The sequence below is a fragment of the Puia sp. genome (genome assembly GCF_036500295.1).
Classification (GTDB): Bacteria; Bacteroidota; Bacteroidia; order Chitinophagales; family Chitinophagaceae; genus Puia.
The window spans coordinates 1-25,430 of sequence record NZ_DASYCH010000032.1 but is presented as its reverse complement, the minus strand read 5'-3'; the positions used below and the strand labels follow the sequence as shown (position 1 = coordinate 25,430).

21 protein-coding genes and 1 pseudogene are annotated in these 25,430 nt (G+C 56.6%); 14 read left to right on the top strand and 8 right to left on the bottom strand.

Annotation, left to right across the window (positions count from 1 at the left end):
• Nucleotides 1–180: molybdopterin-dependent oxidoreductase (locus VGM48_RS06730; RefSeq protein ID WP_331577337.1), on the top strand; the 180-nt coding region annotated here is incomplete at its 5' end.
• An 84-nt stretch (nt 181–264) separates the two neighbouring features.
• Nucleotides 265–757 (top strand): annotated as a pseudogene (rhuM, locus tag VGM48_RS06725) (RhuM family protein).
• Nucleotides 758–796: 39 nt separating this feature from the next.
• Here the strand turns inward: rhuM and VGM48_RS06720 are convergent.
• The 3 genes from VGM48_RS06720 to VGM48_RS06710 form a co-directional block, all read right to left on the bottom strand.
• Nucleotides 797–1,402 (bottom strand): hypothetical protein, encoded by a 606-nt coding sequence (locus tag VGM48_RS06720; protein WP_331577333.1) that lies wholly within the window; start codon nt 1,400–1,402, stop codon nt 797–799.
• Between the two features lie 50 nt (nt 1,403–1,452).
• Nucleotides 1,453–2,037: a hypothetical protein gene (locus VGM48_RS06715; RefSeq protein ID WP_331577331.1), complete on the bottom strand. Its 585-nt coding sequence runs from the start codon at nt 2,035–2,037 to the stop codon at nt 1,453–1,455.
• Nucleotides 2,038–2,099: 62 nt separating this feature from the next.
• Complete coding sequence (locus tag VGM48_RS06710; protein WP_331577329.1) at nt 2,100–3,299, bottom strand: acetyl-CoA C-acyltransferase; 1,200 nt, start codon at nt 3,297–3,299, stop codon at nt 2,100–2,102.
• Nucleotides 3,300–3,512: 213 nt separating this feature from the next.
• On the opposite strand from VGM48_RS06710, the gene VGM48_RS06705 reads away from it, so the two are divergent.
• Nucleotides 3,513–3,938 carry a hypothetical protein gene (locus VGM48_RS06705; RefSeq protein WP_331577327.1) on the top strand — a complete coding sequence of 142 codons (426 nt, stop codon included), beginning with the start codon at nt 3,513–3,515 and terminating at the stop codon, nt 3,936–3,938.
• Here the strand turns inward: VGM48_RS06705 and VGM48_RS06700 are convergent.
• A complete protein-coding gene (locus VGM48_RS06700; RefSeq protein WP_331577325.1) occupies nt 3,841–5,280 on the bottom strand; it encodes a HAMP domain-containing sensor histidine kinase in 1,440 nt (479 codons plus the stop codon). The two genes, VGM48_RS06705 and VGM48_RS06700, sit on opposite strands and share 98 nt — an antisense overlap.
• Nucleotides 5,277–6,065 (bottom strand): response regulator transcription factor, encoded by a 789-nt coding sequence (locus tag VGM48_RS06695; protein ID WP_331577323.1) that lies wholly within the window; start codon nt 6,063–6,065, stop codon nt 5,277–5,279. Before VGM48_RS06695 ends, VGM48_RS06700 begins: the two co-directional genes overlap by 4 nt.
• Nucleotides 6,066–6,185: 120 nt before the next feature.
• Here VGM48_RS06695 and VGM48_RS06690 point away from each other — a divergent pair, with 120 nt between their 5' ends.
• The 5 genes from VGM48_RS06690 (at nt 6,186) to VGM48_RS06670 (ending at nt 10,079) form a co-directional block, all read left to right on the top strand.
• Nucleotides 6,186–6,647 carry a hypothetical protein gene (locus VGM48_RS06690; RefSeq protein WP_331577321.1) on the top strand — a complete coding sequence of 154 codons (462 nt, stop codon included), beginning with the start codon at nt 6,186–6,188 and terminating at the stop codon, nt 6,645–6,647.
• Nucleotides 6,648–6,807: 160 nt separating this feature from the next.
• On the top strand, nt 6,808–7,266 hold the full coding sequence (locus VGM48_RS06685) for a hypothetical protein (protein ID WP_331577319.1): 459 nt from the start codon (nt 6,808–6,810) through the stop codon (nt 7,264–7,266).
• A 64-nt stretch (nt 7,267–7,330) separates the two neighbouring features.
• Nucleotides 7,331–8,383 (top strand): 23S rRNA (adenine(2503)-C(2))-methyltransferase RlmN, encoded by a 1,053-nt coding sequence (gene rlmN, locus VGM48_RS06680; protein WP_331577317.1) that lies wholly within the window; start codon nt 7,331–7,333, stop codon nt 8,381–8,383.
• Nucleotides 8,384–8,451: 68 nt separating this feature from the next.
• Nucleotides 8,452–9,027 carry a Crp/Fnr family transcriptional regulator gene (locus tag VGM48_RS06675; protein ID WP_331577315.1) on the top strand — a complete coding sequence of 192 codons (576 nt, stop codon included), beginning with the start codon at nt 8,452–8,454 and terminating at the stop codon, nt 9,025–9,027.
• A 92-nt stretch (nt 9,028–9,119) separates the two neighbouring features.
• The gene (locus tag VGM48_RS06670) at nt 9,120–10,079 is read left to right on the top strand and encodes a pirin family protein (protein WP_331577313.1); all 960 of its coding nucleotides are present in this window, start codon (nt 9,120–9,122) and stop codon (nt 10,077–10,079) included.
• Here VGM48_RS06670 and VGM48_RS06665 read toward each other — a convergent pair.
• The 3 genes from VGM48_RS06665 to VGM48_RS06655 all read right to left on the bottom strand — a co-directional run bounded on the left by VGM48_RS06665 (nt 10,076) and on the right by VGM48_RS06655 (nt 16,032).
• The gene (locus tag VGM48_RS06665) at nt 10,076–12,397 is read right to left on the bottom strand and encodes an NACHT domain-containing protein (RefSeq protein WP_331577311.1); all 2,322 of its coding nucleotides are present in this window, start codon (nt 12,395–12,397) and stop codon (nt 10,076–10,078) included. The two genes, VGM48_RS06670 and VGM48_RS06665, sit on opposite strands and share 4 nt — an antisense overlap.
• Nucleotides 12,390–13,574 (bottom strand): hypothetical protein, encoded by a 1,185-nt coding sequence (locus VGM48_RS06660; protein WP_331577309.1) that lies wholly within the window; start codon nt 13,572–13,574, stop codon nt 12,390–12,392. The genes VGM48_RS06665 and VGM48_RS06660 overlap by 8 nt, the downstream gene beginning before the upstream one ends.
• 73 nt (nt 13,575–13,647) lie before the next feature.
• Nucleotides 13,648–16,032, bottom strand: coding sequence for an ABC transporter permease (locus tag VGM48_RS06655; protein ID WP_331577307.1), 2,385 nt, complete (start codon nt 16,030–16,032; stop codon nt 13,648–13,650).
• A gap of 236 nt (nt 16,033–16,268) precedes the next feature.
• Between VGM48_RS06655 and VGM48_RS06650 the strand changes: the two genes are divergently transcribed.
• The 6 genes from VGM48_RS06650 to VGM48_RS06625 form a co-directional block, all read left to right on the top strand.
• Complete coding sequence (locus VGM48_RS06650; RefSeq protein ID WP_331577305.1) at nt 16,269–16,937, top strand: hypothetical protein; 669 nt, start codon at nt 16,269–16,271, stop codon at nt 16,935–16,937.
• A gap of 125 nt (nt 16,938–17,062) precedes the next feature.
• Nucleotides 17,063–18,205: a FecR family protein gene (locus tag VGM48_RS06645; protein WP_331577303.1), complete on the top strand. Its 1,143-nt coding sequence runs from the start codon at nt 17,063–17,065 to the stop codon at nt 18,203–18,205.
• Nucleotides 18,206–18,460: 255 nt separating this feature from the next.
• Nucleotides 18,461–21,835: a TonB-dependent receptor gene (locus VGM48_RS06640; RefSeq protein ID WP_331577301.1), complete on the top strand. Its 3,375-nt coding sequence runs from the start codon at nt 18,461–18,463 to the stop codon at nt 21,833–21,835.
• A 47-nt stretch (nt 21,836–21,882) separates the two neighbouring features.
• Entirely contained in the window at nt 21,883–23,442 is a 1,560-nt protein-coding gene (locus VGM48_RS06635) for a RagB/SusD family nutrient uptake outer membrane protein (RefSeq protein ID WP_331577299.1), read from the top strand.
• A complete protein-coding gene (locus VGM48_RS06630; protein ID WP_331577297.1) occupies nt 23,442–24,509 on the top strand; it encodes a glycoside hydrolase family 43 protein in 1,068 nt (355 codons plus the stop codon). The genes VGM48_RS06635 and VGM48_RS06630 overlap by 1 nt, the downstream gene beginning before the upstream one ends.
• Before the next feature lie 49 nt (nt 24,510–24,558).
• A partial coding sequence (locus VGM48_RS06625; protein ID WP_331577295.1) for a cellulase family glycosylhydrolase occupies nt 24,559–25,430 on the top strand: 872 nt, incomplete at its 3' end.

The window sequence follows — 25,430 nt, the reverse complement described above, 5'->3', positions numbered from 1 at the left end:
CTCTGCTATGAGATGACCGGCCAGCCCCTGCCCGCCAACCACGGCGCCCCGCTTCGGCTGATCATTCCCGTAAAATACGGCGTCAAAAACCTCAAACGCATCGGCCGCATGAACTTCAGCAACGACCGCCCCCGTGACTATTGGTTCGAACGGGGTTACGACTACTATTGCGGACTCTAAGCCTCAACCTCATTTTTATTTTTTGGAAAGCCCCGGTTTTGCTAAATTTATTGTCAAAAGCATGGATTCTTAAAACCCCGTCTTATGCAAACATTCGAGATATTGTTGTACGCGGCACCCGAGGGAAAAACGCATATCGAGGTCTTCTATGAGGAGGAATCCTTCTGGCTCTCGCAAAAGAAAATGGCCGAGCTCTTCGGCGTTGAGGTCCCGACCATAAACTACCATTTAAAGGAAATATTCAAAACCAATGAGTTAGAGCAGAATTCAGTTATTAGAAATTTTCGAATAACTGCCTCTGACGGCAAAAACTACCAAACCAATTTCTACAACCTCGACGCCATCATCGCGGTCGGCTACCGCGTCAACTCTATCGAAGCCACCCGCTTTCTATCAAAAGATCACCGACATCTTCGCCCAATGCAGTCTGGACTACGATCCCCACTCCGACCTTACCCATGACTTCTACAAAATGGTTCAAAACAAACTCCACTGGGCTATCACCGGCCACACAGCGGCCGAGCTTACCGCATTGTCCAGGATCACCACTATCAATCTGATTTTGACGAAGCGATAAAAGGTCTCACTGGTACCGATTCTTCGCAATAACAAATCATCACAGATACCCATTTTCAATCATCTTGTCCTCCCATTGCTGCTTACTCACCGGCGCGAAAAGAAAGGTCCGGTTATTTGTGATGCTTCTCTCTAAAAAGGGGATCCGCCGCGCATAGAATTCCTTGAACAACGCCCCCAATTGCTGCACCTGCGCGGGGTCGGCCAGGTAGAACTGCCATTCTTCCTTCTGCTCGCCGACACGAAAATTCAGATAGTTGTTCATTCCGTTCAAAATTCCCGAACGCCGGGACCGCGCGTTAAAAGTATACCCTTCGGGATCCAGCATCCCGTTATACCCTTCGACCTGAAACACGATATCGCTCACCTGCGCGAGTGGATACACGGTCTCGCCGATCCGAATCTCGCCCGTACTGACCGTTAGGTCCACCGCCGAGACGTCTATCGCCTCCACATTACCCCTGGCCAGAAACGCGCCCACGCCCACCACGACAACCGCCACGCCGAACATCCAGAAACCATAACGCTGGTAACTTTTGATACACATGACGATCATGGCCAGGAAAACCAGTCCGCCGCCGGCCCAGGCGATCCAGGCATTTGGGTTCTTATTACCCTCGATTATTTTTGTTTGAAATTGCATCATGGTCAATGGCCAGCCAAAATCCAACTATCCGGAAATTCCGGATAGTTGCCCTAAGCATACCCATACTTCCGTTTGAACTCCTCCAACGCCACGCCCGACAAATGCTGGAACAGATAGGTCTGCCGCCCGCGATTCCGCTCGATGAACGGCACCCGCGCCCGATAAAACGCATCAAACACCAGCCCCAGCTGCTGCACATGCTCCTGGCTCGCGAGAAAGAAGCCGACCGAGACCTTTCCGCTGCCCGACTCGAAGGAAAGATCATTGGTCATCCCATCGGACTTACTGCCCGAAACCATCGCCCCATCATTCACATAAAGTCCGTTATAGGCCTCGACATTAAAATTCATGTTCCTGATCAGCCGCAACGGATAATGTACCGCCCCCACGTTGATCCCTTCCGGACTGACCACCAGCTCATCCGGCGAAAGCCCGTAGTTGCGAACGTCGCCCCGCGCGATCAACGCGCCGATGACCACGACGGCGATCCCGCTCCCAAAAACATATGGAATATAATCGTTCAGTGAAGGAATAAACAACAGCAACAGGGAACTGGCCGCAATGACCAACCCGGCATAGGCAATATAGGCGCGCTTGTTACGCTTACGGATCACGATCCTGGTTCGAAATTCCATGCCCTAATGTACAAATTTTCGCAAAGCCCGGCAATCCCGCCGGCCCGCAAGGTCGCGGCCGCCTACAGTCTTTCATACACCACCGCGGCCCCCTGGCCCACCCCAACGCACATCGTCGCCAGCCCATAACGCGCGCCCGGCCGCCGCCCCAGCTCATGGATCAGCGTCGTGGAGATGCGCACGCCGCTGCAACCCAGCGGGTGGCCGATCGCTATCGAACCGCCATTCACGTTCACCGTTGACTCATCCAGCCCCAGTTCCTGCCGGCATACCAGCGCCTGAACCGCAAAAGCTTCATTCAACTCCACCAATCCCAGGTCACCCACCCCGATCCCCGCCCGCTCCAACGCCTTCCGCGTCGCCGGGATCGGCCCCACCCCCATGATCGCCGGGTCCACCCCCGCCACCGCCATGCTCACCACCCGCGCCCGCGGCGTCAGCCCATACCGTTTCACCGCCGACTCACTCGCCAGCAGCATCGCCGCGGCGCCATCATTGATGCCCGCGGAATTCCCCGCCGTCACCGTCCCGTCTTTTACAAAAGCCGGCCGCAGGGCCGCCATCTTCTCCATCGAACTATGACGCGGCGGCTCATCCGCCGAGAAAAAGATCTTCTCCTGTTTGCCGCCGAGGATCTCCACCGGTGCGATCTCGGCCGTCCATCTCCCGGCCTCCAGCGCGGCAAAATATTTTTCCTGCGAAGAAAGCCCAAACGCATCCTGCGCCTCCCGCGAGACCTTCCATTGCCGGGCGACATTCTCCGCGGTCTCGCCCATCGAATAGGGATGATGGAGGTCCGCCATCCGCTTATTGATAAAACGCCAGCCGATCGTCGAATCGAAGACCTCCGACTGCCGGCTATAGGGTGAACTGCTCTTCGCCATCACGAACGGCGCCCGTGTCATGCTCTCGACACCACCGGCGATCATCAGCTCTCCATCGCCGCAGGCGATCGCGCGTGCCGCATCCATGATGGCCTGCAAACCCGAGGCGCAAAGGCGGTTGACCGTATTACCGGGGACCGTTACCGGCAACCCTGCCAGCAACGCCGCCATCCGCGCCACATTGCGGTTGTCTTCTCCCGCCTGGTTGGCATCGCCCGCGATCACATCCTCGATGGCGTTGACGTCGATACCGGGATTGCGCTGAAGCAACGACTTTATAACGTGGGCCAACAGGTCATCGGGGCGAATGGAACTGAGTGCTCCGCCATATTTGCCTACCGGCGTTCGGACGCTGTCGATAACATAGACTGTATTCATAATTTAACATTGCGGCGGCAATTTACAGGATTCCCCGCACCTGCAAAAAGTCCATTCTACCCACTCGCCGGGTCAGTAGGCACCGGAATTACCACGTTTTGGGTATTGCCTCCGCCAATATTCCGTCCTATCTTGCAGTTCTATCTTACTTCTTATTTCCACACACGCAGCGTTGCTCGCCGTTCCCAACCCAAACAATTAACTCACTACACCATGGAGAAGAGAAGTTTTGAAGACGTAGAACAGGATATCCTCGCCCAACTGACCGCCGCCAATCTCTCAAAAGACCACCTCGCCGGTATTTCCCGGTCAATCGCGGACTCGTATGGTTCGGGACTGCAGATCGTGGATTGGTGGATCGACGGCATCCCCTCCTTTGAAAAGCTCATCATCCAGGCCCAGCTGCCCATCGCCGAAATAAAGGCCCTGAAAGGCCTCGTCCAGAACGAGTGCTTCAAGGCCATCGAGATACACAAAAAAGGGTTTCCAAACCCTGATTTCTTTCAATTACAGCTGACAGTCGAACGGAACCCCTATCCCCTCAAACCTTGTACACACTCATCCGAAATACAAACACATTCCGCTGGTCCCGCACGTCCACCGAGAACGCATATCCGTGCAAAAGCAGGATCTTTTTGACGATGGTAAGGCCGATCGCCGGCTTCTCAGGCCGTTGCGTATCGGGTTTATTGATCCACTTCACCAGCCCATCCGCCAGCGCCGGTCCCGTGTTGGCGATCGTAAACACCAGCTCATCCGCCACCCGGTCATTCCGGTCGGCCCTGTCGTTCCGGTGCACTCGCTCCACCCGGTCCAGCCGGATCGCGATGTCGCCGCCTTCCGGCGTATATCTCAGCGCGTTGATCACCAAATTCTGCACCACCCGCTCCATCATCGACACATCGGCCTCGATCCAGCTGCCGTCGGTGCCGTTGACGCAGGCGATCCGCGAATCCGCGTCCATCGCGTGAATCACCTCCTGCATCATCTCCGAGAACACAAAGGGTTCGCGGTGGGCTTCGAAATTCGCCGATTCCAGTTTCGAAAGTTCGAACAGCTGGTTCACCATCTTCTCCACCTGGCTGAGTTTCGCGACGACGAGGTCGTTGTAGCTGCGTTCGTCGGCCGGTGACAATTCCCCTTTCTTGAGCAGCAGGGTCTCCGCATAGCCGCGGGCGATCGCCAGCGGGGTCCGCAGATCGTGCGAGATGTTGACCATAAAATCGCGCCGTTCTTTCTCCGAGGCGGTGAGGCGACGGATATTATCGCGTTCGCGCATCTTTTCAATATACAGGACGGTGATCAGCAGCGCCACGGCCAGCAGGAAGGCGACCGACCCGAGAACGAACGGCGTGATGCGACTGTTAAAAAGCATCTGCGTCACACTGCGGTATTGCCGGCTCCCCAGGATCACATAGATATAGCCCAGCCGCCGCGACGCGCCCATCCTGCCCTCCTGGCCTGCCGCGAAACCAACCTTCTGCCCTTGCCCCGGCTTCCCCTCCTGGCCTGCCGCGACGCCCCCCTCCGCCTCCCCCATCACCACCGCCGCGGAAAAGATCTTCCAATGATCCGGATCGCGCGGATCGGGTCCGACGACATGCTTCCTGCCCCCTGCCGCCAGATACGCTTCGATCGCCGTCAGCGGCACCTGGTTCTCTTTGATCTCCTCCGCCTTCCCATGGAAGTAGATGACGCGGCCCGTGGTGTCGAGAAAATACACCTCCGCGCTCGGGCTGATCACCATCGCATCGTAAAAAACGGAATCCGCCTTGCGCCGGTCAAACCCCTCGCGGCCGTAAGGACTCGTAAAACGCGCAATATGAGTCGCCACATCTTTGTTCAGCAGCTGCGTGCTGGTCTCGTAGAAATTGGTCGTCGCAAACCAGGTGATGCCGGTGAACAGCGACCCCAGCAGGACGATCAGCAGAAAGACGACGAGGTAGATGCGTCTGAATATGGGTGGTCGTTTTGTTGTCATTCTGCAAACCGGTAACCGGCTCCCCAGGTGGTGAGAATATATTCGGGTTTATTCAGATCGGCCTCGATCTTGATGCGCAGGCGGTTGATATGCGAGGTCACCGTATGCTCGTATTCCTGGAAGGCAAAGCCCCAGATCATGTCCAGCAGTTCGTGCCGGGAGAACGTCTTGCCCGGGTGCCCCGCCAACAGCCAAAGCAGGTCGAATTCCTTTGGCGTCAGCTCCAGCCGCTGGCCGCGCATGGTTACTTTTCGTTTGTGGTGATCGACTACGAGGTCCCGGAACCGGATGACTTTATCCCCCGTCGCCGGTTCTCCCGCCGTGCCGCCTCCTGCCATGCCGCCGCCGTCCTTGTCGCTTTTCGTCGTGCCGACGCCTGCTGTGCCGCCCGCCGGTCTGTCGCCAACCGCCTCGCCTGCCCCTTGCCGCCGGCGCAGCAACGCCCGCACCCTGGCCATCATCTCGGCGACCCCAAAGGGTTTCGTCAGATAATCGTCCGCCCCGCTTTCCAACGCCTGCACCTTATCCGATTCGTCGGACAGCGCGCTAAGCATCAACACCGGCGTCCAGTTCTTCCCCTCCCGGATCCGCCGGCAGAGGTCGATGCCGTTGCCATCCGGCAGCAGGATATCGAGGATCATCACGTCGAAGGTCTCCGCCCGCAGCCGCTCCAACGCCGCCGCCACCCGCGTACAAACCGTTACCCGGTAATCGGGCGCATGCCAATGCAGGTTCAGCAACTGCGCGATCGCAGGATCGTCTTCCACCAGCAGAATTTGATTCATCGCAGACAAATGTACCATCTTCCCCTCATTTGGTTTTGGGTCGACTGCACTCTCCCTTCCGCGCCACGTATTTTCTTTGCTGCGTCCCAATAAACCCGCCGAGCAACCTTATGCCAAATTATGCCAGGTTTTAAAAAGAACCGCATCCGCTTTCGATTGCTGGAACTCTCCGACGCCACCTATATCTGCCGCTGGCTCGCCGCAACTCTCCACCAATCACCGGAATGGGAAAGCCATTTCCTGCGCCTCCTTTTGGAGGAATGGCATAATAACGAAAAACTCACCCGCCAGACCAGCTGGATGGCCCTCGCCGGCGAACAGCGCCTCTTCTTCCTCGAGATCGCCGCCGAAGACGAGGTCTTCCTCACCGCCCCGCCCGGCATCCTCGACAATCGCCTCACCGCCCTCGCGGTCTGGCAACTCGCCATCGCCCACCTCCGCAGTCTGCGAACCCTCCCCGGCCTCCACGTCACCCTCGAGGCCACCCGGGACATCGAATGCGAGTGCCTCCTCCAGCTGGGCTTCATCGAGCTCGCCGCCAACGGCTTCCACAACCAACGGGTCTTCAAACTCATCTGGTAAACGGGCCGCGGCCGCCTCCCGCATCCGGTCGCAAAACGCCGCCGGACCCGACTCCCGCGGCCCGACGCGCCGCTAGGTTCTCGGAAGACTTATTCGACTGCACTTTGCCTGCGCATGGCAGTACGTTCTTTGTTCTGCCCTTAAACCCAACCTTATTCCTATGGCCCGTTCCAACAAGCTCCCGATCACCTTCCGGCCGGTGGTTCTGGCCGATGCCGATTGTATCGCCAGATGGACCGCCGACCCGCGACTGCCTCCCAGCCAGGGGATCTGGCTGGCTAAACATCAGCTGATCCTTTTCTGGGCGGCCACCGGCAGACCGACCTTCGGTACCGACTGGATGGCCCTGCGCGGCGACGAACCCCTCTTCTATCTGGAGATCGAAGAGGAAGACGTCTTCCTCAGGGCCCCTACGGGCGCCCTCGCGGATCTCTCCACGGCGCTGGAATACTGGCTTAGTACTATCGATCATCTTCACACGCTGCACACCCAACCCAGGATGCGCGTCACGCTCGATACCAGCCGGGAGCTGGAATGCCAACTCCTCCTCGAAAACCAGTTCGAGGAACTCCCGCCGACCCTCAACCCCAACGAACGCCGCTTCGAACGCGCCTTATAGGCCGGACCCGCCTCCCGCGGCCCGCCGCACCCCCGCGCGGGGATTTTTCGTACCTTTGCCCCTTATGGCAACCTTAACGGAGAAAAAGAATATCAGGCACCTGAGCCTGAGTGAGTTAGAGCAATACTTCGAAACCCTCGGCGAAAAGAAGTTCCGCGTAAAACAGATTTGGGAATGGCTCTGGCAGAAACATGCCCATAGCTTCGAAGAAATGACCAACCTCAGCAAGGAACTCCGCCAACGCCTCGCCGAACATTTCTCCTTCCCCACCCTCACCGTCGATGCCACGCAATACTCCGCCGACGGGACCATCAAAAGTCGCTTCCGCACCGCCGACCGCCACCTGGTCGAAGGCGTTCTCATACCCACTGACGAACGCAAAACAGCCTGCCTCTCCTCCCAGATCGGCTGCAGCCTCAGCTGCAAGTTCTGCGCCACCGGATATATGGACCGCAAACGCAACCTCGACTTCGACGAGATCTATGATGAAGTGGTCCTGATCAACCAGCAGTCGGAACGCGTGTACGAAAAGAAACTCACTAACATCGTATTTATGGGCATGGGCGAACCCCTGCTCAATTATAAAAACGTCCTGAAGGCCATCGAAAAAATTACCGCGCCCGACGGCTTGGCCATGAGCCCCCGCCGCATCACCGTCTCCACCGCCGGCGTGGCGAAAATGATCCGCCAGCTGGGTGACGACAAGGTGAAATTCAAACTGGCGCTTTCTCTACATGCCGCCAACGACCTCAAACGCAACGAGATCATGCCCATCAACGAGAGCAATAATATCAAGGCCCTCATCGAGGCCCTTAATTATTTCTATCAGCAGACGGGTAACGAGATTACCTTCGAATATATCCTTTTCAAGGACTTCAACGACTCCAAAAAGGACGCGGACGAACTGATAAAGATCTATCGCCAGGTCCCCGCCGATCTCATCAACATCATCGAATATAACCCCATCGACCAGGCCCTTTTTTCAAAGCCCGAGGAAAATGCCATCGAGCAGTTTATGAGCCATCTTGAAAAAAACCGCGTCAATGCCCGCCTCCGCCGCAGCCGGGGAAAAGACATCGACGCCGCCTGCGGCCAGCTCGCCAACAAAGATCATTAACGACCAACGAGACTATAAACGACCAACAAGCAACAGTAAGGACCACAAAGGAGCAATAACGAAAACCCATGGACGCCACCCTCCTCCTCAAGCATATCGCCCGGCATATCACCCTCAGCCCGGAGGAACAGGCCCATTTCACCTCCCTGCTTAAGCATCGCGCGGTGAAGAAAAAACAGTTCCTGGCCCGGGAAGGCGATGTCAGCCGCGGCCCCACCTTCGTCACCGCCGGCCTGTTACGCAGCTATTCCATCGACAACGACGGGTATGAACATGTGATCCAGTTTGCACCCCCCGGCTGGTGGGTCGGCGATATCGGCAGCATGATCCATCAACGCCCCTCGATCCTCAACGTCGACGCCCTCGAAGACAGCGAAGTGCTCTTTCTTTCGGAAGGCGATGTCGATGATCTCTATGAACGCATCCCCAGCTTCGAACGCTTCTTCCGTATCCTCACCCAGAATGCCCTTGCCGCCCACCAGGCCCGGCTCGTCAGTATCCTCAGCCTCCCCGCCAAACAACGCTACGCCGAATTCTGCCGCCTCTACCCATCCCTGATCGACTGCCTTCCCCAAAAGCAGGTCGCCTCCTATATCGGCGTCACCCCCGAATTCCTCAGCAAAATGCTCAAATCGCGGGCCTAGCGCGCGCCGCTTGGGGTCGCTCCCGCTTAACCTAGGTTATTCCTTTGACCTGTGCCGCACCGTAACTTTGTGGTCTCAAAGGAGATAACAATATGAAAAAGACAATAGAACGCATCATCCCCCAACCCGCCGCCCCCGGCATGGTCGGCGACGGCTTCCGGGTATATAATTATATTCCTGGTGGCGATAGCCCTGCCAGCTCGATCCCCCAGCAACGGATCAGCCCCTTCCTGATGCTCGACTTCGCCGCCGAGGTCAACTTCTCCCCCACCGACCGGGTACGCGGGGTCGGCGTCCATCCCCATAAAGGATTCGAAACGGTGACCATTTCTTACAAGGGCAGCGTCGCACATCACGACAGCGCCGGCAACAGCGGTGTCATCCACCCCGGCGACGTCCAGTGGATGACGGCAGGCGCCGGGATCCTCCACAAAGAATATCACGAGGAAAACTATTCGAAGAAAGGCGGGCCCTTCGAGATGGTCCAGCTCTGGGTCAACCTGCCCAAAAAGGATAAACTTGTAAAGCCCCACTACCAGGCCCTGACGGCCGGCCAGATGGGTCAGCTCGCGCTGCCCGCCAACCAGGGTCAGGTGAACGTCATCGCGGGCACCCTCAACGCAACGATCGCAGGCACTCTCAATGCGACGGTCGCGGACACCCTCGATACGGTCGGCGCGGGCACGATCCTTTCGGTTTCCGGTCCGGCTCAAACCTACACGCCCGTCATCGCGGCGGACATCCGGCTCAACAGCGGCGCCCAATTCACCACGGCGACGCCCGCGGGCTACAACACGGCCCTCCTGCTTATCAAAGGCAGCGCCGAAGTCAACGGCCAGACCGCACCCGAACATAGTTTCGTACTATTCGCCAACGAAGGGGAAGAGATAACCCTCACCGCCAAAGAAGACAGCATCGTCCTGCTACTCAGCGGCCAACCGATAAACGAACCCATCGTCAGTTATGGGCCGTTTGTGATGAACACAAAAGAAGAGATCATGGAGTCGATCCGCGAGGCGCAGACCGGGAAATTCGGAATACTCGAGAACTAGTCTGCCATCTGCTTTTCAGTGTCGGGATAATAATATTGCTGCTGGCTACATACCTCTTTCATGATACTCTCTACGGTTTCTCTGATCTCAGGTGGGACCTTCCTTTCTGCCCGGACGGTCCCATCTGTTAGCAGGGTCGTTGCGTAGTAAAGCGGCATATATTTTTCCTTCAGGAGAGCTTTTGTTTCCTGCGAAGCGAAAAGCCGCTTTATTATATCCCTCTGATGAACCAGTAAAGATACCAACATACCATAAACATACTCCTCGCCAGCGATCACGAGGCTGATGAGTCTGTCCATTTCCCCGAGATCGCCCGCCCAGGCTTTCAGCGTGACATAAAAAGAATACTGCAGCTTTCCCGGAGAATGGGCGACATGAAAATAATCGTTCAACAACGCAAGGGCAATTTTCCTGTCTCCATTTCGTAAATAATAATGTAAGCCCAGGTTATAGTATCCATCCTCGTTTCCCAACCCGATCGCTAACTTGAAGTACTTTTCAGTCAGGTCAAATTTCTCTTGTTTATTATACTCCGAAGCCAGGTGGATGGCCGCCATCCCCAGGTCATGTTCATACCAGAAGGGATAGGCTGCTCCGCCCTCCCATTTTAGGCCGGGGTCTCCAAAAACCCTGCGAAATCCCATGAGACTCTCCGGATCTACCGGGAGTTTCCGTTCGTAGGCCTGCCAGAAGGTTCGCTCTGCCGCTTCGAACCTTTCCTGCTTCACGTAGAGAACCAAAAGATCATGAAGGGCATTTCTTAATCCGAATTTAGCCGCCTTCTCATAATACAGTTCCTCCTTCTCCGGATCCCCCATCTCCCGGTAAATAATGCCGGTGATAAAGTCTTTTGTCCCATCTTCCTGTTCGATATCTTCCACCTGCTGTAAAGCCCGCTGCCAATCCTTTACGGCCATCCATTTTTCAACCCGGTCATAGACCTCCCTGGTAGTAGGGGGTATCTCCTTTTTCATCTCTTCGGAGAGGCCATCGAGCGTCAGGTTCGCTTTTATCAATTCATCCCTCGTTCCTGAATCTATGGCCTTTACCCGGGATAACCCCTTGGTGAGCAAGACTGCCTTATCCGGTGCGATCTTTCTCATCTTCATGGCCTGAAGATGGGCGGACGCAAACTCGATCAACCCTGCCTTATCATAGAAACTCTCAAGGAAAACGGTAAGGTATTTCGCCTTTCTCCTGTCATCGGCATTGCCTTGGGTAATGATCAGCCAAAGGTTGAAGAACCGCTCGGATAACCGGTATAAATGATTCTTATTATCGGTTTCGACCTTATCGACCACCTTTTTTTCCACCAGTTGGTTCAGCTGCGCGGAAATGATCTTCGTATCCATCCGGGCAGACTGCGCCAATTCCCTCGTACCGGTGGCCTCCCAGAAAAAAGCAAGGTGCAGGACGATCTTGCGCTGTGCCGGCGGAAGCGAATTCAACCTTTCCTGATAGATGCCCGTCGCCTCATCCATCACCCCCAGTAAGTATTTGTATCCCGAGTTCGGATTCTCTGCGATCAATATTTGCACAAAGAGCTGAAGGGTCCTCGGCAATCCATCCGTCAATAGTCGAATGGCTTCCAGTTGCCCCGGCCGCTTCTCGACAAGTTCCTTTAACTGGGGGATCTGTTGCCTGTCGGCCCAATTCAGGAACAGACCCTTCATTTCCGCGCTGTCCAGCGACCTTAAATGCATCACCCTGAAAAACTCGTAAAACGGCTGATCGTATGCCCAAAAATGTTCAGTCAACCGGGTGCTTCCACCGATGATCTTGATATCCCCGAAGTTCTGCAAATGCGCCCTCAGGAGGTAGAGCTCCTCACCAAGGTTGGCGAAGATGCGGTCCAGGTTGTCCAGCAACAACACCAGTTTTTTTCCAGTCTTTTCCAATACCGGATGGATCGATCGCAAAAGCGCATCGGCATAGTCATAGTCATCTTTGTCCTGCTGTTGCGGCCATTCCACATCCATTTCCCGAACCTCCATCTCCCGGATGACCTCCAGCAGCAAGTCAGCCAGCCGATAGATATTGGCCTGCTCTTCGGCGGGTTTAACGGTAAGATAACCGGCCAGTTGCTCATTAGTGTCCAGTTCCACCTGTATCCGCCTCAAAAGCGTCGATTTGCCACTTCCTCTCCTTCCCAGGAGCAGATAGTGCTGAACGGATTGCCATTCCCGGCGGGTGAGGAGATCATTCATGATCAGATTGTATTCGAAATGACGCACAAAAAAGCCTGCCTTTATATCCTCGGGACTGGCATGTGCATTCTGGTAGACCGGCAAGCCGGTAAATGATCTGGAATTAAACATAAGGGATCGGGTATTTTAATAACCAATAGCCCTTGAGCAGCGGAGAGGTGAACCGGTAAGTCTGAGATCCGGCCTCCATGAGGTACCCATCATGAACAAGCAGATCGGTGAAATCCATATAATCCTCCGTGCGCCCATACTCCACCGCTTTATCATAGATGGTCTTAATTGAAATGCTTCCCTGATGAGCTGCATGCTTCAGCAATGAATTGATAAAACCGAAATGTGCTCCATGATAGCTTTTTAATCTTTCCAGCCAGTCCTCAAAATTCTTTCTTTCATTCATTACACGCTGAAAAGCCTCGTCGATAAAAGCAGGATTTACGACTGGGTCATGATGATTATAAGCGATATCTTCCACTGCCTCCAGGGTCAAATTGATATAGTAAGGAAGCAGATATTCCAGCTTTTCTTCCAGATAGTTGATCATCTCGTCCGATATCCGGATCGTGGCCTTCTCCGTCACCTGGCGGATCAATTGCCGGGTCTCCTCAGGAGTCAGCGGCGATAGTTTTATCGGATGGAGATCATTGATCAATTTTGGCCGGTCGATCTCCCTGATCACATATTCCAGCCCGATAGAACCTCCATAGACAACCGTAAAGTGTTTGAAATCCTCATCGCTGCGGATTTGCCGCAGGGTATGCAGGATCTCGATCGCGTCCTGCTGCCTGTCGATCTTCTTTAACTTATAAATAACCTCGGCAAATTCATCGAGGAAAATGACCACATGAACATCGGCATCCTTCAACTCCGGAAGCATATTGCGCAACTCCGATTCATAATCGATGTCCCTCGACTCGAAACTGACACCCGACTTCGAGATCGCTTTGATCCGGTATCTCTTTACACACCGTTCGAGGAACGATCTCGCCTTTGCAAATTTACCCCGATGAATACTTTGAATGATCAGTTCAAAAAGGCATTGGAAAAAGGCCTCCTTTGATCGGATGCTTTCGATATCCTCATAGATGCCGGTATACCCTTCCGGGCAATTGGCAGCAAGATCCTTCATCATCGACGTCTTCCCCGCCCGCCTCGGAGCAACTAAAAGAATATGATTTCCTTTTCTAACCTCGCGCCAGAACCCGTCAATGATCCTTTCGCGTCGGAGATATTGTTTTCCCGTAGCCGAATCTCCACTGATTGTCAAGCTATAATGCCATTCTTTGACCATTTGACAATGATTTTATTGTCAAAGGTAAGAGATTTTTTAAAATTGACAGTAGTTGACAATAAATTTATTGTCATCATTCACTTCGCAATGCGCGCACCGGGTTAGCCATGGCCGTACGGATCGCCTGCCAGCTTACGGTCGCCAGGGTGATCCCGATGGCCAGCACGAGGACGTCCAGAAACACCCAGCCGTCGATTGTCGTGCGGTAATCATAGCCCTGCAACCATTTATTCATCCCGAACCAGGCGAGCGGCGCGGCGATCAGGAAGGAGATCACGACGAGCCGCACAAATTCCTTTGACAACAGGCCCCACAGTTGCGAGACGCTTGCGCCCAGCACCTTCCGCACGCCGATCTCGCGCACCCGCTGCTCGGCCATAAAGCTGGCCAGGCCAAAAAGCCCGAGGCAACTGATAAAGATGGCGAAGACGGTAAAGAAGACCGCCAGCTTCAGCACCCGGTCCTCCGTCTGAAACTTCTGCGCATAGGCCTCGCTGCTAAACTGGTAATCAAACGGCGCCGACGGATTGTATTTCTTAAACACCGCCGTCACCCTGGGGATCGCGGCCGACATGCTCATCGCGGGGTTCACCTTCACCAGCATCCAGCTCGCACTCCCCGAATCGGTCATAAAGATCGCCGGGTGAACCAGGCTGCGCGGCGACGACATCACCATATCCTTCACCACGCCTACCACGCGGTAGCGGTTATCCTTGCGGCTGCTGTAGAGGTAATTCACCATCGCGCCTACCGGTTTCTTCAACCCCATATATTTCACGGCCGCTTCGTTGATCACGATCGCCGCCGAATCCGTTGCAAAGTCACGCGAGAAGTCCCGTCCCTGCACCACCTGCCAGCCGACGGTCCGGCCATATTCGGGGGTGGCAAAGACGATATCGAAGGAGGGAACCATACTGGGGTCTTTCCCCTCCCAGTTAAAGCCGCTTTGTTGCCATGGACCATTCGTCGTCCGGCTCGTCGCCTCGGTGACTTCCGTCACGGCGCCGCTTTGCTTTAGTTCGTCCCGGATGGCCGTGGCATGTTTGGCGAGGTCGTCCGTGTTCATGCGAACGGTCAGCAGGCCCTCCCGCTCGTAGCCGACCGGCCGGTTCTTGACATAGACGATCTGCTGAAAGACGACCATCGTTCCGATGATCAGGGCTGTTGATACGGTGAACTGGAGGATGGTCAGTGCTTTCCGGGGAATGGCTGCGCCGGGGGAATGTTTGAAAGTTCCTTTTAAAACTTTAACCGCATTAAAGGATGACAGATACAGTGCCGGATAACTTCCCGCGATGATCCCCACCGCCAGTGTCAGCCCGGCAAACAACCCCCAGAAGCGCCCACTCAAGGTCAGATGGATGGGGACGCCTGCCAGCTCGCTAAACCAGGGCAGGGCCATCTTCGCCAGGGTCACCGCCAGGACCGCGGCCAACGCGGCCAGCAAGACCGACTCGCCGAGGAACTGCAGCACCAGCTGTCCGCGCAGCGACCCCACCGATTTGCGGATGCCCACCTCACGCGCCCGCTTTTCGCTTCGCGCCGTCGACAAATTCATAAAGTTGATACAGGCCAGCAGCAGCACAAACAACCCGATGCTGCCGAACATCCACACATACGTGATATCGCCGCCGGTATTCTTGCCATCTTTGAAGTCCCCATAGAGATGCCAGCGGGTCATCGGGAACAGCAGCACCTCCGGTTTGTCTTTCCGGGCATGGTGTTCCAGCGCCCCCCTGATCTTCGCACTTTCCCTGTCCGCATCCACACCCGGCTGCAATTCCGCCATGATCGTATAGCCGTTGGAATTCCATTGCGTCTCATCCCCTTTCACCCCGGGTTCATTGGCCAACAGATAGTTCCAGCTGAGCATAAAGTTCATCCCCTTCCAGTCGACGTTCCCGGGGATATCTTCATATACGCCGGTGATCTTTACGCTGGCCTTGTTATCGACTTTTACCATCTTATTCAGGGGATCGGCGTCGCCATAGAGTGTCCGGGCCAGCGACCGGCTGATCAGCATGGCGCCGGGATCGTCCAGGTTGCGGCTGCCAGCGATCATCTGCAGTGAGAAGATGTCCGCGAGAGCCGTCTCGGCGTGGATGCCGGTATTGGTGACGGGCTGGCCGGTCCCGGTTTGGAGGATATGGTCGTCCATATAGGTGCATAGGGCGATGCGCTTGAAGTCTGCTCCGTAGCGGGTTTTTAGATGGCCCGCGAGTGGGATGGGTTGCGCCCCCAACGTGGCGGTGTGGCCGCTGTGCGTTGAATTATGCATCACGTAGGCGATCCGCGAATAATTGGGTATTGAGGTGTTGAAGTTTACCTCTTCGTGGATCCAGGCGCCGATCAGCAGGACGATGGCCATGCCGAGGGCCAGGCCCAGGATATTGATGGTAGAGTAGACCCGGTTGCGGGTCAGGTTGCGCCAGGCGATCTTGAAGTAGTTGGTGAACATGGTTGACGGTTGAAGTTGCGGGGAAATGAAAACAAAGTCCGGCCCAAGATTTTAATTAAATGACAATCAATCTTTTAATGCCGGCCACAGCTGGCGCTGTGTCCGTTTTTAATACATCGGCCGCCCGCTGGCGGCCATTATTCGGTAAACGCTTGATTTTAACCCGAGTATTCCTCGCCAACCCATTAAACAATCGCATTCCTCTGGTGTCTTAGATGCACAAAATTTCCCTTACCATGAACAAGCATTTTTCTGCAACCCTAAAATATTTCTTCTCCGGAATCCTCCTTTTCGCGGTCGCGACCACGCAGGCGCAAACACATGAGCATCGCGGCGGTTTCGAGCGGGGCGGGCATCGCGGTTTCGAACGCGGCTTCCGCGGCGAGCAGATCCGGTATACGCCGGAGCAGCGCAAGCAGGTAATGGCTATCAATAAAGAATACGGCCAGAAACGCGCCGACCTCTACAAGCAGGACAATATCACCCTCAAACAATATAAGGCCGGACTCGCCGCGCTGCAAAAAGAAAAGAAGGACAAGCTCGCCGGCCTGCTTACCCCCGGGCAAAAGGATCGCATCGCGGCCAACCGCAAGCAGCGGGACGAGAACCAACAGGTCCGCGAGGCAGCCCGGCTCGAACGCCTTAAACTTCATCTCAACCTCACCGATGATCAGGTCGCCCGGATCAAAGCCGGCAACGAAAACCTGCGAACCAAATTCAAGACCATCCACGAGGACGACAATCTCCTGCCCGATCAGAAGATGCAGCAGATGAAAGCGTTGATGGCGATGCGCAACGAAACGTATAAGGCGGTGCTGACGCCGGATCAGTATACGCAATTCGAAATGATGATGTCACACCGGCGGGCGGGCGGAGGACAGCTCCGCGGCTCCCGGTTTATATAATTTCCATTTCCATTTTTACCATCCTGGAAGGGCCGGCCGCAATGCCGGCCTTTTTTTGGGAACGCCCGAAAACTTTTTTTCGTGGGCTTGGTACTATTTTTCCGGCGCGGGGGTCTTATCCCTATATGCACCCCGAAGAAGAACGCTTCTGGACCCTTGTCAGCCTGCAGCTCGCCGGCGAAGCGACGCCCGAAGAAGCAACCGAAATGGCCCAACTGCTGCGCAGCCACCCCGACTGGGGCCTGCGGCTGCAACTTTATACCAACCTCTATACCGCCCGCGCCGGGAAGGCTCCGGCCGACGACGCCCACACCGCCGCGCAAGCCGCAGCCGACGCAGCCGATAGCCAGCAGGCCTTTAGCCGCCATCTCCAGCGGCTGAGCAACCACCTCGCGACGCCGGCGCTCCAACACGAGTATCCGCATCCGTATCCCCAGGAGCAACCGCCGGCCCACCCCCATCGCCGCCGGATCGGGAAGGCCTGGCTCGCCGCCGCGGCCGCCGTCCTCGCCGTCATCGCCCTCCTCTGGGTCCTCAAGCCGGCCAACCCGTCCACCGAAGAATACAACACCGTCACCACCCGCGCGGGCTCGCGCTCCAAGGTCCAGCTTCCCGACGGCACGACGGTCTGGCTGAACGCCGACAGCCGCCTCACCTATAAGGTCAACAGTCACGAACGCGAGGTCCAGCTCACGGGCGAAGCGTATTTCGACGTGGCGAAGGACAAGGCCCATCCCTTCCGGGTCAGGACCCCAACGATCGATATCCTCGTGCTGGGTACCGCCTTCGACGTCCGGTCGTATACGAACGACCACAACACCGAAGCGAGCCTCTTCCAGGGCTCCGTCGAAGTAACCCTCCGCAACAACCCCGACAAGAAGATCATCCTGCATCCCGAAGAAAAGATCACGGTGCAGAACAACGAGGCCACCGTCTCGGGCATCAAAACAAAGCCCGGCAGCGCCGACGCCGACCCACCCCTGCTGACGCTCGGCAAGGTCCACCGCCAGCAAAAGGACAGCAGCATCATCGAAACGCTCTGGACAAAGAACCAGCTCTATTTCGATGACCGTACCCTCGAAGAGGTAGGCTTTCAGCTCGAGCGCTGGTTTGGCGTCCGCGTCACCATCACCGACGAGAGCCTGAAACGCCGCCGCTTCAGCGCCGACTTTAAAGAAGAAAGTCTTACCGAAGTGATGGAGGCCCTGCAGCTGACGGGCAACCTGCACTATACCATCCGGGAAAAAGAGGTACTCATCACGCCATGAGAAGTACTCATCGCGCCCTGAGAAGTGATCATCGCTCTGATACATTAACGATTCAAAAACCAAAATGCCGCATATGAAACTTCCCACATAACCCATCGGTCAAAAAAAGAAGGCGGAAGATGCTCGTAACATCCCCCGCCCGATAAACGACAGGATTGCCCCTGTCCAGACAGCGACTGCCCTTGCGGGCAGCCAACTATCCTTTACTATCAACACTAAATTATGCAATGTCCTCCACTCATCAAATACCTGCTGATGACGAAACTTGCGATTCTTTTGGTCATTCTTTTCTCCACACAATCCTACGCCCATGTCTATGGCCAGCAGCACAATATCAGCCTCCGGCTGGATCGGGTGCAGCTGAAAAAGGTGTTCAGGGCCATCGAGAACCAGGGCTTCTTCCGCTTTGTGTACAATGACGACGCACTCCCCCGCGAACAGCTCGTCACGATCAATGTAAAGGAAGCGAGTCTTGATGACGTGTTGGGCAAGGTGCTGGCCAACACCTCGCTCAACTATCGCAAACTCGGCGATAACCTTGTGGTTATCACCCGCGGCCAGGAACCGCAACCCACGCGGCAGGAAGCCGCACCCGTCCCTGCGCCGGTCGTCACCGGGAAGGTCGCCAACGCGAAAGGCGAACCCCTCGCCGGCGTCACGGTCCAGGAAAAAGGCACCAACAACGCCACCACGACCCGCGATGACGGGAGCTTCAGCCTCGAAGTCACCAACGCCGACGCAACGCTCGTCTTCACCTATGTCGGTTATCAGCAGCAAGAGGCGCCGCTTAACAATCAGACCACGCTGAGTATCACGCTAGCCGCCGAAACGACGAATCTCAACGAGGCCGTGGTCATCGGTTATCAAACGGTTCGCCGCAAAGATCTCACCGGCGCCACGGGCATCGTCAATATGAACGACGCGACAAAGCTCACCACCGGTTCGGTGACGGAGTCGCTCCAGGGTCTCGTACCCGGGGTCACCATCCGCAACGCCGGTAACCCCGGCAGCTCGCCGACGGTCGAGATCCGCGGGGTCGGCAGCTTTTCCAGCATCTCGCCGCTCTATGTGATCGACGGGATGCTCGCCGACGTGGATGCCACGGTCAACCCCGACGACGTGGCCAGCGTTCAGATCCTTAAAGACGCCTCCGCCGCCGCGATCTATGGCTCACGCGCCGGCAACGGGGTCATCATCATCACCACCAAAAAGGGAAAGGAAGGCCCCGCCAAATTCTCCGTCTCCGGCAAATACGGCCTCCAGACCCTGCCGAAGAAATGGGGCGTCATGGATGCGGCCAGCTATCTCAAGACGGTTCAAATCGAGTACGGCAATTCCGGCATCAACCTCCCCACCGGCGTCGCGGCGCAGGTGGCCAACAATACGATCAAAACCGACTGGCAGGATGCCATCACCCGCACGGGTAACGACCAGGATTATAATCTCAGCATCTCGGGCGGCAGCCACACCAGCAGCTATCTGCTCTCCGGCGGCTACTATGGCAACCAGGGGGTCCTCATCGGCAACGATTTCCAGCGCGCCAGCCTCCGCATCAACACCGAGACGCACAAGGGCCGGCTTACCGTCGGCGAGAACCTACTATTCAGCAACTCGAGCGGCGAATACCCCGGCGGCGGCATCAACGCTTTCTACGAAGCGCCATCGATGCTCCCGATCATCGCGGTCAAGGGCCCGCAGTATACGACGATCCCCTCCAACCCCGCGGGCTGGGGGATGGGGACCAACGATCTGCCCACCTACGCCAACAACTACGCCGCCGTCAACGCGCTGGACAGGGTGACGTATAACTATACCAAGATCATCAGCAACGCCTTCGCGGAATTCAAGTTCACCGACTGGCTCAGCTATCGGTTCAACGCCGGCGCCTGGGCGAGTTTCAATTACACCAGGGAGGTCCGTGATACGGGTATCTGGCGCTATAACAACCAGCCGCCAAACACGAGCGTATCGAACGACCGCCGCACCTTTACCAATTTTCTCCTGGAACATACACTCAATTTCAACAAGAGCTTTGGGCTGCACAGTGTCAGCGCGGTAGTCGGGTTCTCGCGCACACAGCAGGAAGACGATTATACCATCGCCAGCCGCACGCTGCTGCAAACGATCGGCGGCCAGCAGTATACTACCATCGGGACGGCAGTCGGCTCTTCCTCCACCGACGGGGGAACGGATGTCCTATGGCGCCAGCACGGTTATCTGGGCCGCATCAACTACGGCTATGACGATCGCTATCTGCTGACGCTCACCGGCCGGATCGACCAGGACACCCGGTTTGCCCCGAGTCAGCGCACCGGTTACTTCCCGTCCGTCGCCGCGGGCTGGCGCATCAGCCGCGAGAAGTTTTTTCATGTTCCCTGGATCGACGAGCTGAAGCTGCGCGGTTCCTGGGGCCGGCTCGGGATCAGCAGCGGGCTCGACGCCTATAGTTCCTTTCCCTATCTCAGCGTGCTGAACAACAGCCCGCGTGCCATTTATGGATCGGGTCAGACCCCGGTCGTTGGCCAGTACCAGGCGGCGCTCTCCAATCCCGATATCCGTTGGGAGACGCGCAAGGAAGAGAACGCCGGTTTCGACGCCAACCTGTTCAGCAATCGGGTGACGGTGACCGCCGATCTCTATAACTCCCTCTCCACCGGGGTCCTCGTCGCGCTGCCGCAGCCGCTTTACCAGGGTGTCGTCCAGGTCACGGGGCAACAGACGGTGACCAACGCCGCCTCCATCCGTAACAAGGGGGTCGAACTGGCGGTGACCTATCGCAGCAATCGCCAAAGGGATCTCAAATGGGATGTCTCGGCCAATCTCACGACGATCGACAACAAGGTGGTCTCGGTTGGCGACCAGGGCATCGACGCCACCGGCAGCAAGGTGGACTATCTCGAAGCGACGAATTTCATCCGCGCCCAGGTCGGGCATTCCATGGGTCAATGGTATATGATCCGGACCGCCGGCATCTTCAAGAGCCAGGCCGACGTCACGGGCTACACCAATAAAAACGGCCAGATCATCCAGCCCAACGCAAAACCCGGCGATATCAAATATGCCGACGCCAACGGCGATGGGGTGATCGACAATAAGGACCGCCAATACTCGGGTTCGCCCTGGCCGACGTTGCAGACCGGCGCACAATTCAATGCTTCGTACCACGGCTTTACGCTGAACATCCAGGTGGTCGGCATCTTTGGATACAAGATCTATGACGATGTGCGCCGCGTTCTCGACAGTTATCAGCTGACGAATTTCCGCAAGGATATCAACCCCTGGTCGACGACCAATCCAAACGGCAACGATCCGCGGCTTGCTGTGGACAATCCCGGCGATCCCACGGTCTCGATCAACAATATGGCGCAGACCTCGCGCTGGCTGGAGAACGGCAGCTATGTCCGCATCCGCAATATCGAGCTGGGCTATCAGCTGCCCCGCAAGGCACTGAGGAAGGCCGGCATCAACAATGCCCGCGTGTATCTCAGCGGACAAAACCTGCTCACGCTCACGGGCTATAAGGGGCTCGACCCCGATGTTGTCGGCAACAGCATCATCGCGCGCGGCTTCGACACGGGCAACTGGCCGCCAAGCCGCGTTCTTTCTGCCGGATTGCAATTTGATTTTTAAGCCCCTGACCGGACGGAGTCCGGTCCCGACATAAAATAAGGCAAACAATGAAAAAACTATTCAGCATATCGATCCTTATCGCCCTCCTGGCCGGCTGTAAGAAAGACCTCACCGTCTCCGACCCGGACCACGCCACGGCCGCCAGTTTCTGGAAAACGGCCACCGACGCCCAGCAGGGTGTAGCCGCCATCTACAGTACCTATCACCGCCCCGGTCTCTGCCGCTGGCTCTATTTTATGACGATGGTGCGCGCCGATGAGGGCTATAGCACCAGTCCCAACTCCGATATCGTGAACGTGTATGACGTGTTCAACATTACGGATTACAATGACGGGCAGATAACGACGGTGTACCAGGATGATTACATTGGCATTAATCGGTGTAACCAGGTGCTTGATCATGTCCCGGCGATCGCCATGGACGCGGGGTTGAAACAGCAGCTGATCGGGGAGGCGAAGTTTATGCGCGGGTTCTTTTATTATAACCTGGCGACGATCTTTGGGAACGTGGCGATAAAGTTACACGAACCAAAGCCGGGGGAATATCCGCCGACCAAGCCGCAGGACAGCGTCTTCGCGCAGGCCGAACAGGATCTTAGCGATGCCGCGGCGGCCCTGCCCGCGGGTTATGATGGCGCCAATCTGGGCCGGGCGACAAAGGGCGCTGCCTATGCGCTGCTTGGCAAGTGTTATATGCAGCAGCGGAAATACGCGCAGGCGCAGGCGGCGTTTGAATGGCTGGTCACGGGGGACGGCAAAGCGCTGTATTCGCTGATGGCGGATTATCGGGAGAATTTTGTAATTACGGCGGAGAATAACCGCGAATCGGTCTTCGAATGGCAGAATGCGGTCAATCCTAATGATACGCATGATGATGACACGCAGCCGGGGACATCCGATAATTTGAATTACGGGACATCGATTCCACCGTTCTTCGCGCCGTCACCCGTAGGATTTACCGATGGGCAGGCCCGTCGCTGGCCGGTGTGGGAGTTTCTGAAAGAGAAGACCGTCGACGGGAAGCGCGACCCGCGGCTGGCAGCGACCTTTTTGTATGATAGTACGGACCAACGGGGTCCCGCGTTTACGCTGGCCTATGGGAAGCACTGGAACAGTCTTGGGCTGGCGACTGATCCAAGCGTGCCGCATGGTAATAGTAACGAGGTATGCTTTCGCAAGCAGTTGGACGATGTCGATTCAACCGTCGTTGGCGAGGTTTTCCACTCGGGAAATAACTACCGGTATATCCGGTATGCGGATGTCCTCTTACTTTATGCGGAGGCCTTGAATGCGCAGGGGCAAACGGCGCAGGCCTATCCGTACGTGGATCAGGTGCGGGTCCGGGCCGGCCTGGCGACGCTGAGCTCCACGATGCCCGGGCTTAGCCAGCAAGGCTTCCTGGATCAGCTCAAGCACGAACGCATCACCGAGCTGTCGGGTGAGGGTCACCGCTGGGAGGACCTTGCCCGTTGGGGCGATCTGGGTACGGGTCTGGCTTCGCGTGATCCGGGCTTTGCGCATTTTAAGGCGGGTCGCGATGAGTTTATGCCGATCCCACAATTTGATCTTGATGTGAATCCAAATCTCAAACAAAATCCGGGGTACTGATGAGAACGTTACTTTTTGTCTTTTTTGCTTTTGCGGTGGCTTGTGCCTGCGGCAAGGGCAGCGGCCACGGGGGCGGCGTCACGACGCTGCCTCCCGCGGGCGGCGATACGAGTTTTACGAATCCGCTGCTGGCCAGCGGTCCCGATCCCTGGGTGGTCCAGCGGGATACGATGTATTATTATACGAATACGACGGGCGATCATCTGGCGATCTGGCCGACGGGGCGGATGTCGGCGTTAGGGAATGCGCGGCCGGTGACGATCTGGACGCCACCGGCGACCGGCGCCTGGTCGAAGGAGATCTGGGCGCCCGAGCTGCATCTTTTCGATGGCAAATGGTATATGTATTTTGCCGCGGATGATGGCAACAACGATCATCACCGGGTGTATGTCGTGGAGAACGACAATGCCGATCCGACGGCCTCGGGTTGGGTCTTCAAGGGCAAGGTTGCCGATACGACGGCCGACAAATGGGCGATCGATGCCTCGGCCTTCGAGTACAAGGGCAAGCGTTATCTTCTTTGGTCGGGCTGGCCCGGCGATGTCAACATTGAGCAGGACATCTATATCGCGGAGCTTGCCGATCCGGTTACGATCAAGGGACAGCGGGTGCGGCTTTCGCAGCCGACATTGGCCTGGGAGCGCCAGGGGGCGGGACCGCTGCCGGCCGTCAATGAGGGGCCGGAGGCGTTGGTGAGTCCACGGGGGCAGTTGTTTCTGACGTATTCGGCGAGCGGGTGCTGGACGGACGGTTATTGTTTGGGTTTGCTGACGTTGCGGGCGGGGGGTGATCCGCTGAATCCGGGAGATTGGAGTAAGTCGGCGAACCCGGTGTTTAGCAGTTCGGCCGCGGCCAGTGCGTATGCGCCGGGGCATAATGGGTTCTTCGTCTCGCGCGACGGGAAGGAGAACTGGCTGCTTTATCATGCGAACAGCCAGGCGGGGCAGGGCTGCGGCAATGCGCGGAGTCCGCGGATGCAGGCTTTTTCGTGGAATGCGGATGGGACGCCGAATTTCGGGGTGCCGGTCGCGGTGGGGAGGGCGATCCGGAAGCCGGGAGGGGAGTAGGCGCGCGTTAAAACCAAAATCAACTATATTTATTCTATAAATCCATCTCATGCGCAATCTGATCCTGCTAACCTGTCTTGCCCTTGCTTTTCAATCCGGTGCCAGCGCCCAGCGTCCTGTCTGGCCGAAGGCAAAAGCCAACAGCTGGTATGCCACCAAGCCCTGGCTCCGCGGCTGCGACTTTATTCCGAGCACGGCGATCAACCAGCTGGAGATGTGGCAGGCGGCCAGTTTCGATCCCGCGACCATCGACCGGGAACTGGGCTATGCCCAAAGCATCGGCCTTAACTGTATGCGCGTTTTCCTGCATCATGTTGCGTGGCAGGAGGATCCCCAGGGTTTCAAAAAAAGGGTGAGCCAGTATCTCGACATCGCGGACAAGCATCATATCGCGACCATCTTCGTTTTCTTCGACGACTGCTGGAATGAATCCTATCACGCCGGCCCCCAGCCGAAGCCCAAACCCGGGATCCACAACTCGGGCTGGCTGCGCGATCCGGGCAAGCGGTATTATGACGAACCCCGGCTGGTCGACACGTTGCAGGCGTATGTCAAAGACGTTCTTAACACGTATAAGCACGACAAACGTATCCTGCTTTGGGATCTTTACAACGAACCCGGCAACAGCAATTATGGGGACAAGAGTCTTCCGTTACTGGAGAAAGCCTTTACCTGGGGGCGAACGATAAACCCCGACCAGCCCCTCTCCGCCGGCGTATGGAGCGCGAAGCTGACCCGGCTCAACACGTATCAGCTAGCCAACTCGGATGTCATCACCTATCACAACTATGAACCCACCGCGGCTCACCAGCATTGCATCGACACGCTGAAGCCCTATGGCCGGCCGCTGATCTGCACGGAATATATGGCCCGGCTGCGCAACAGCACCTTCTTTAATATCATGCCGATGTTGAAAAAGGA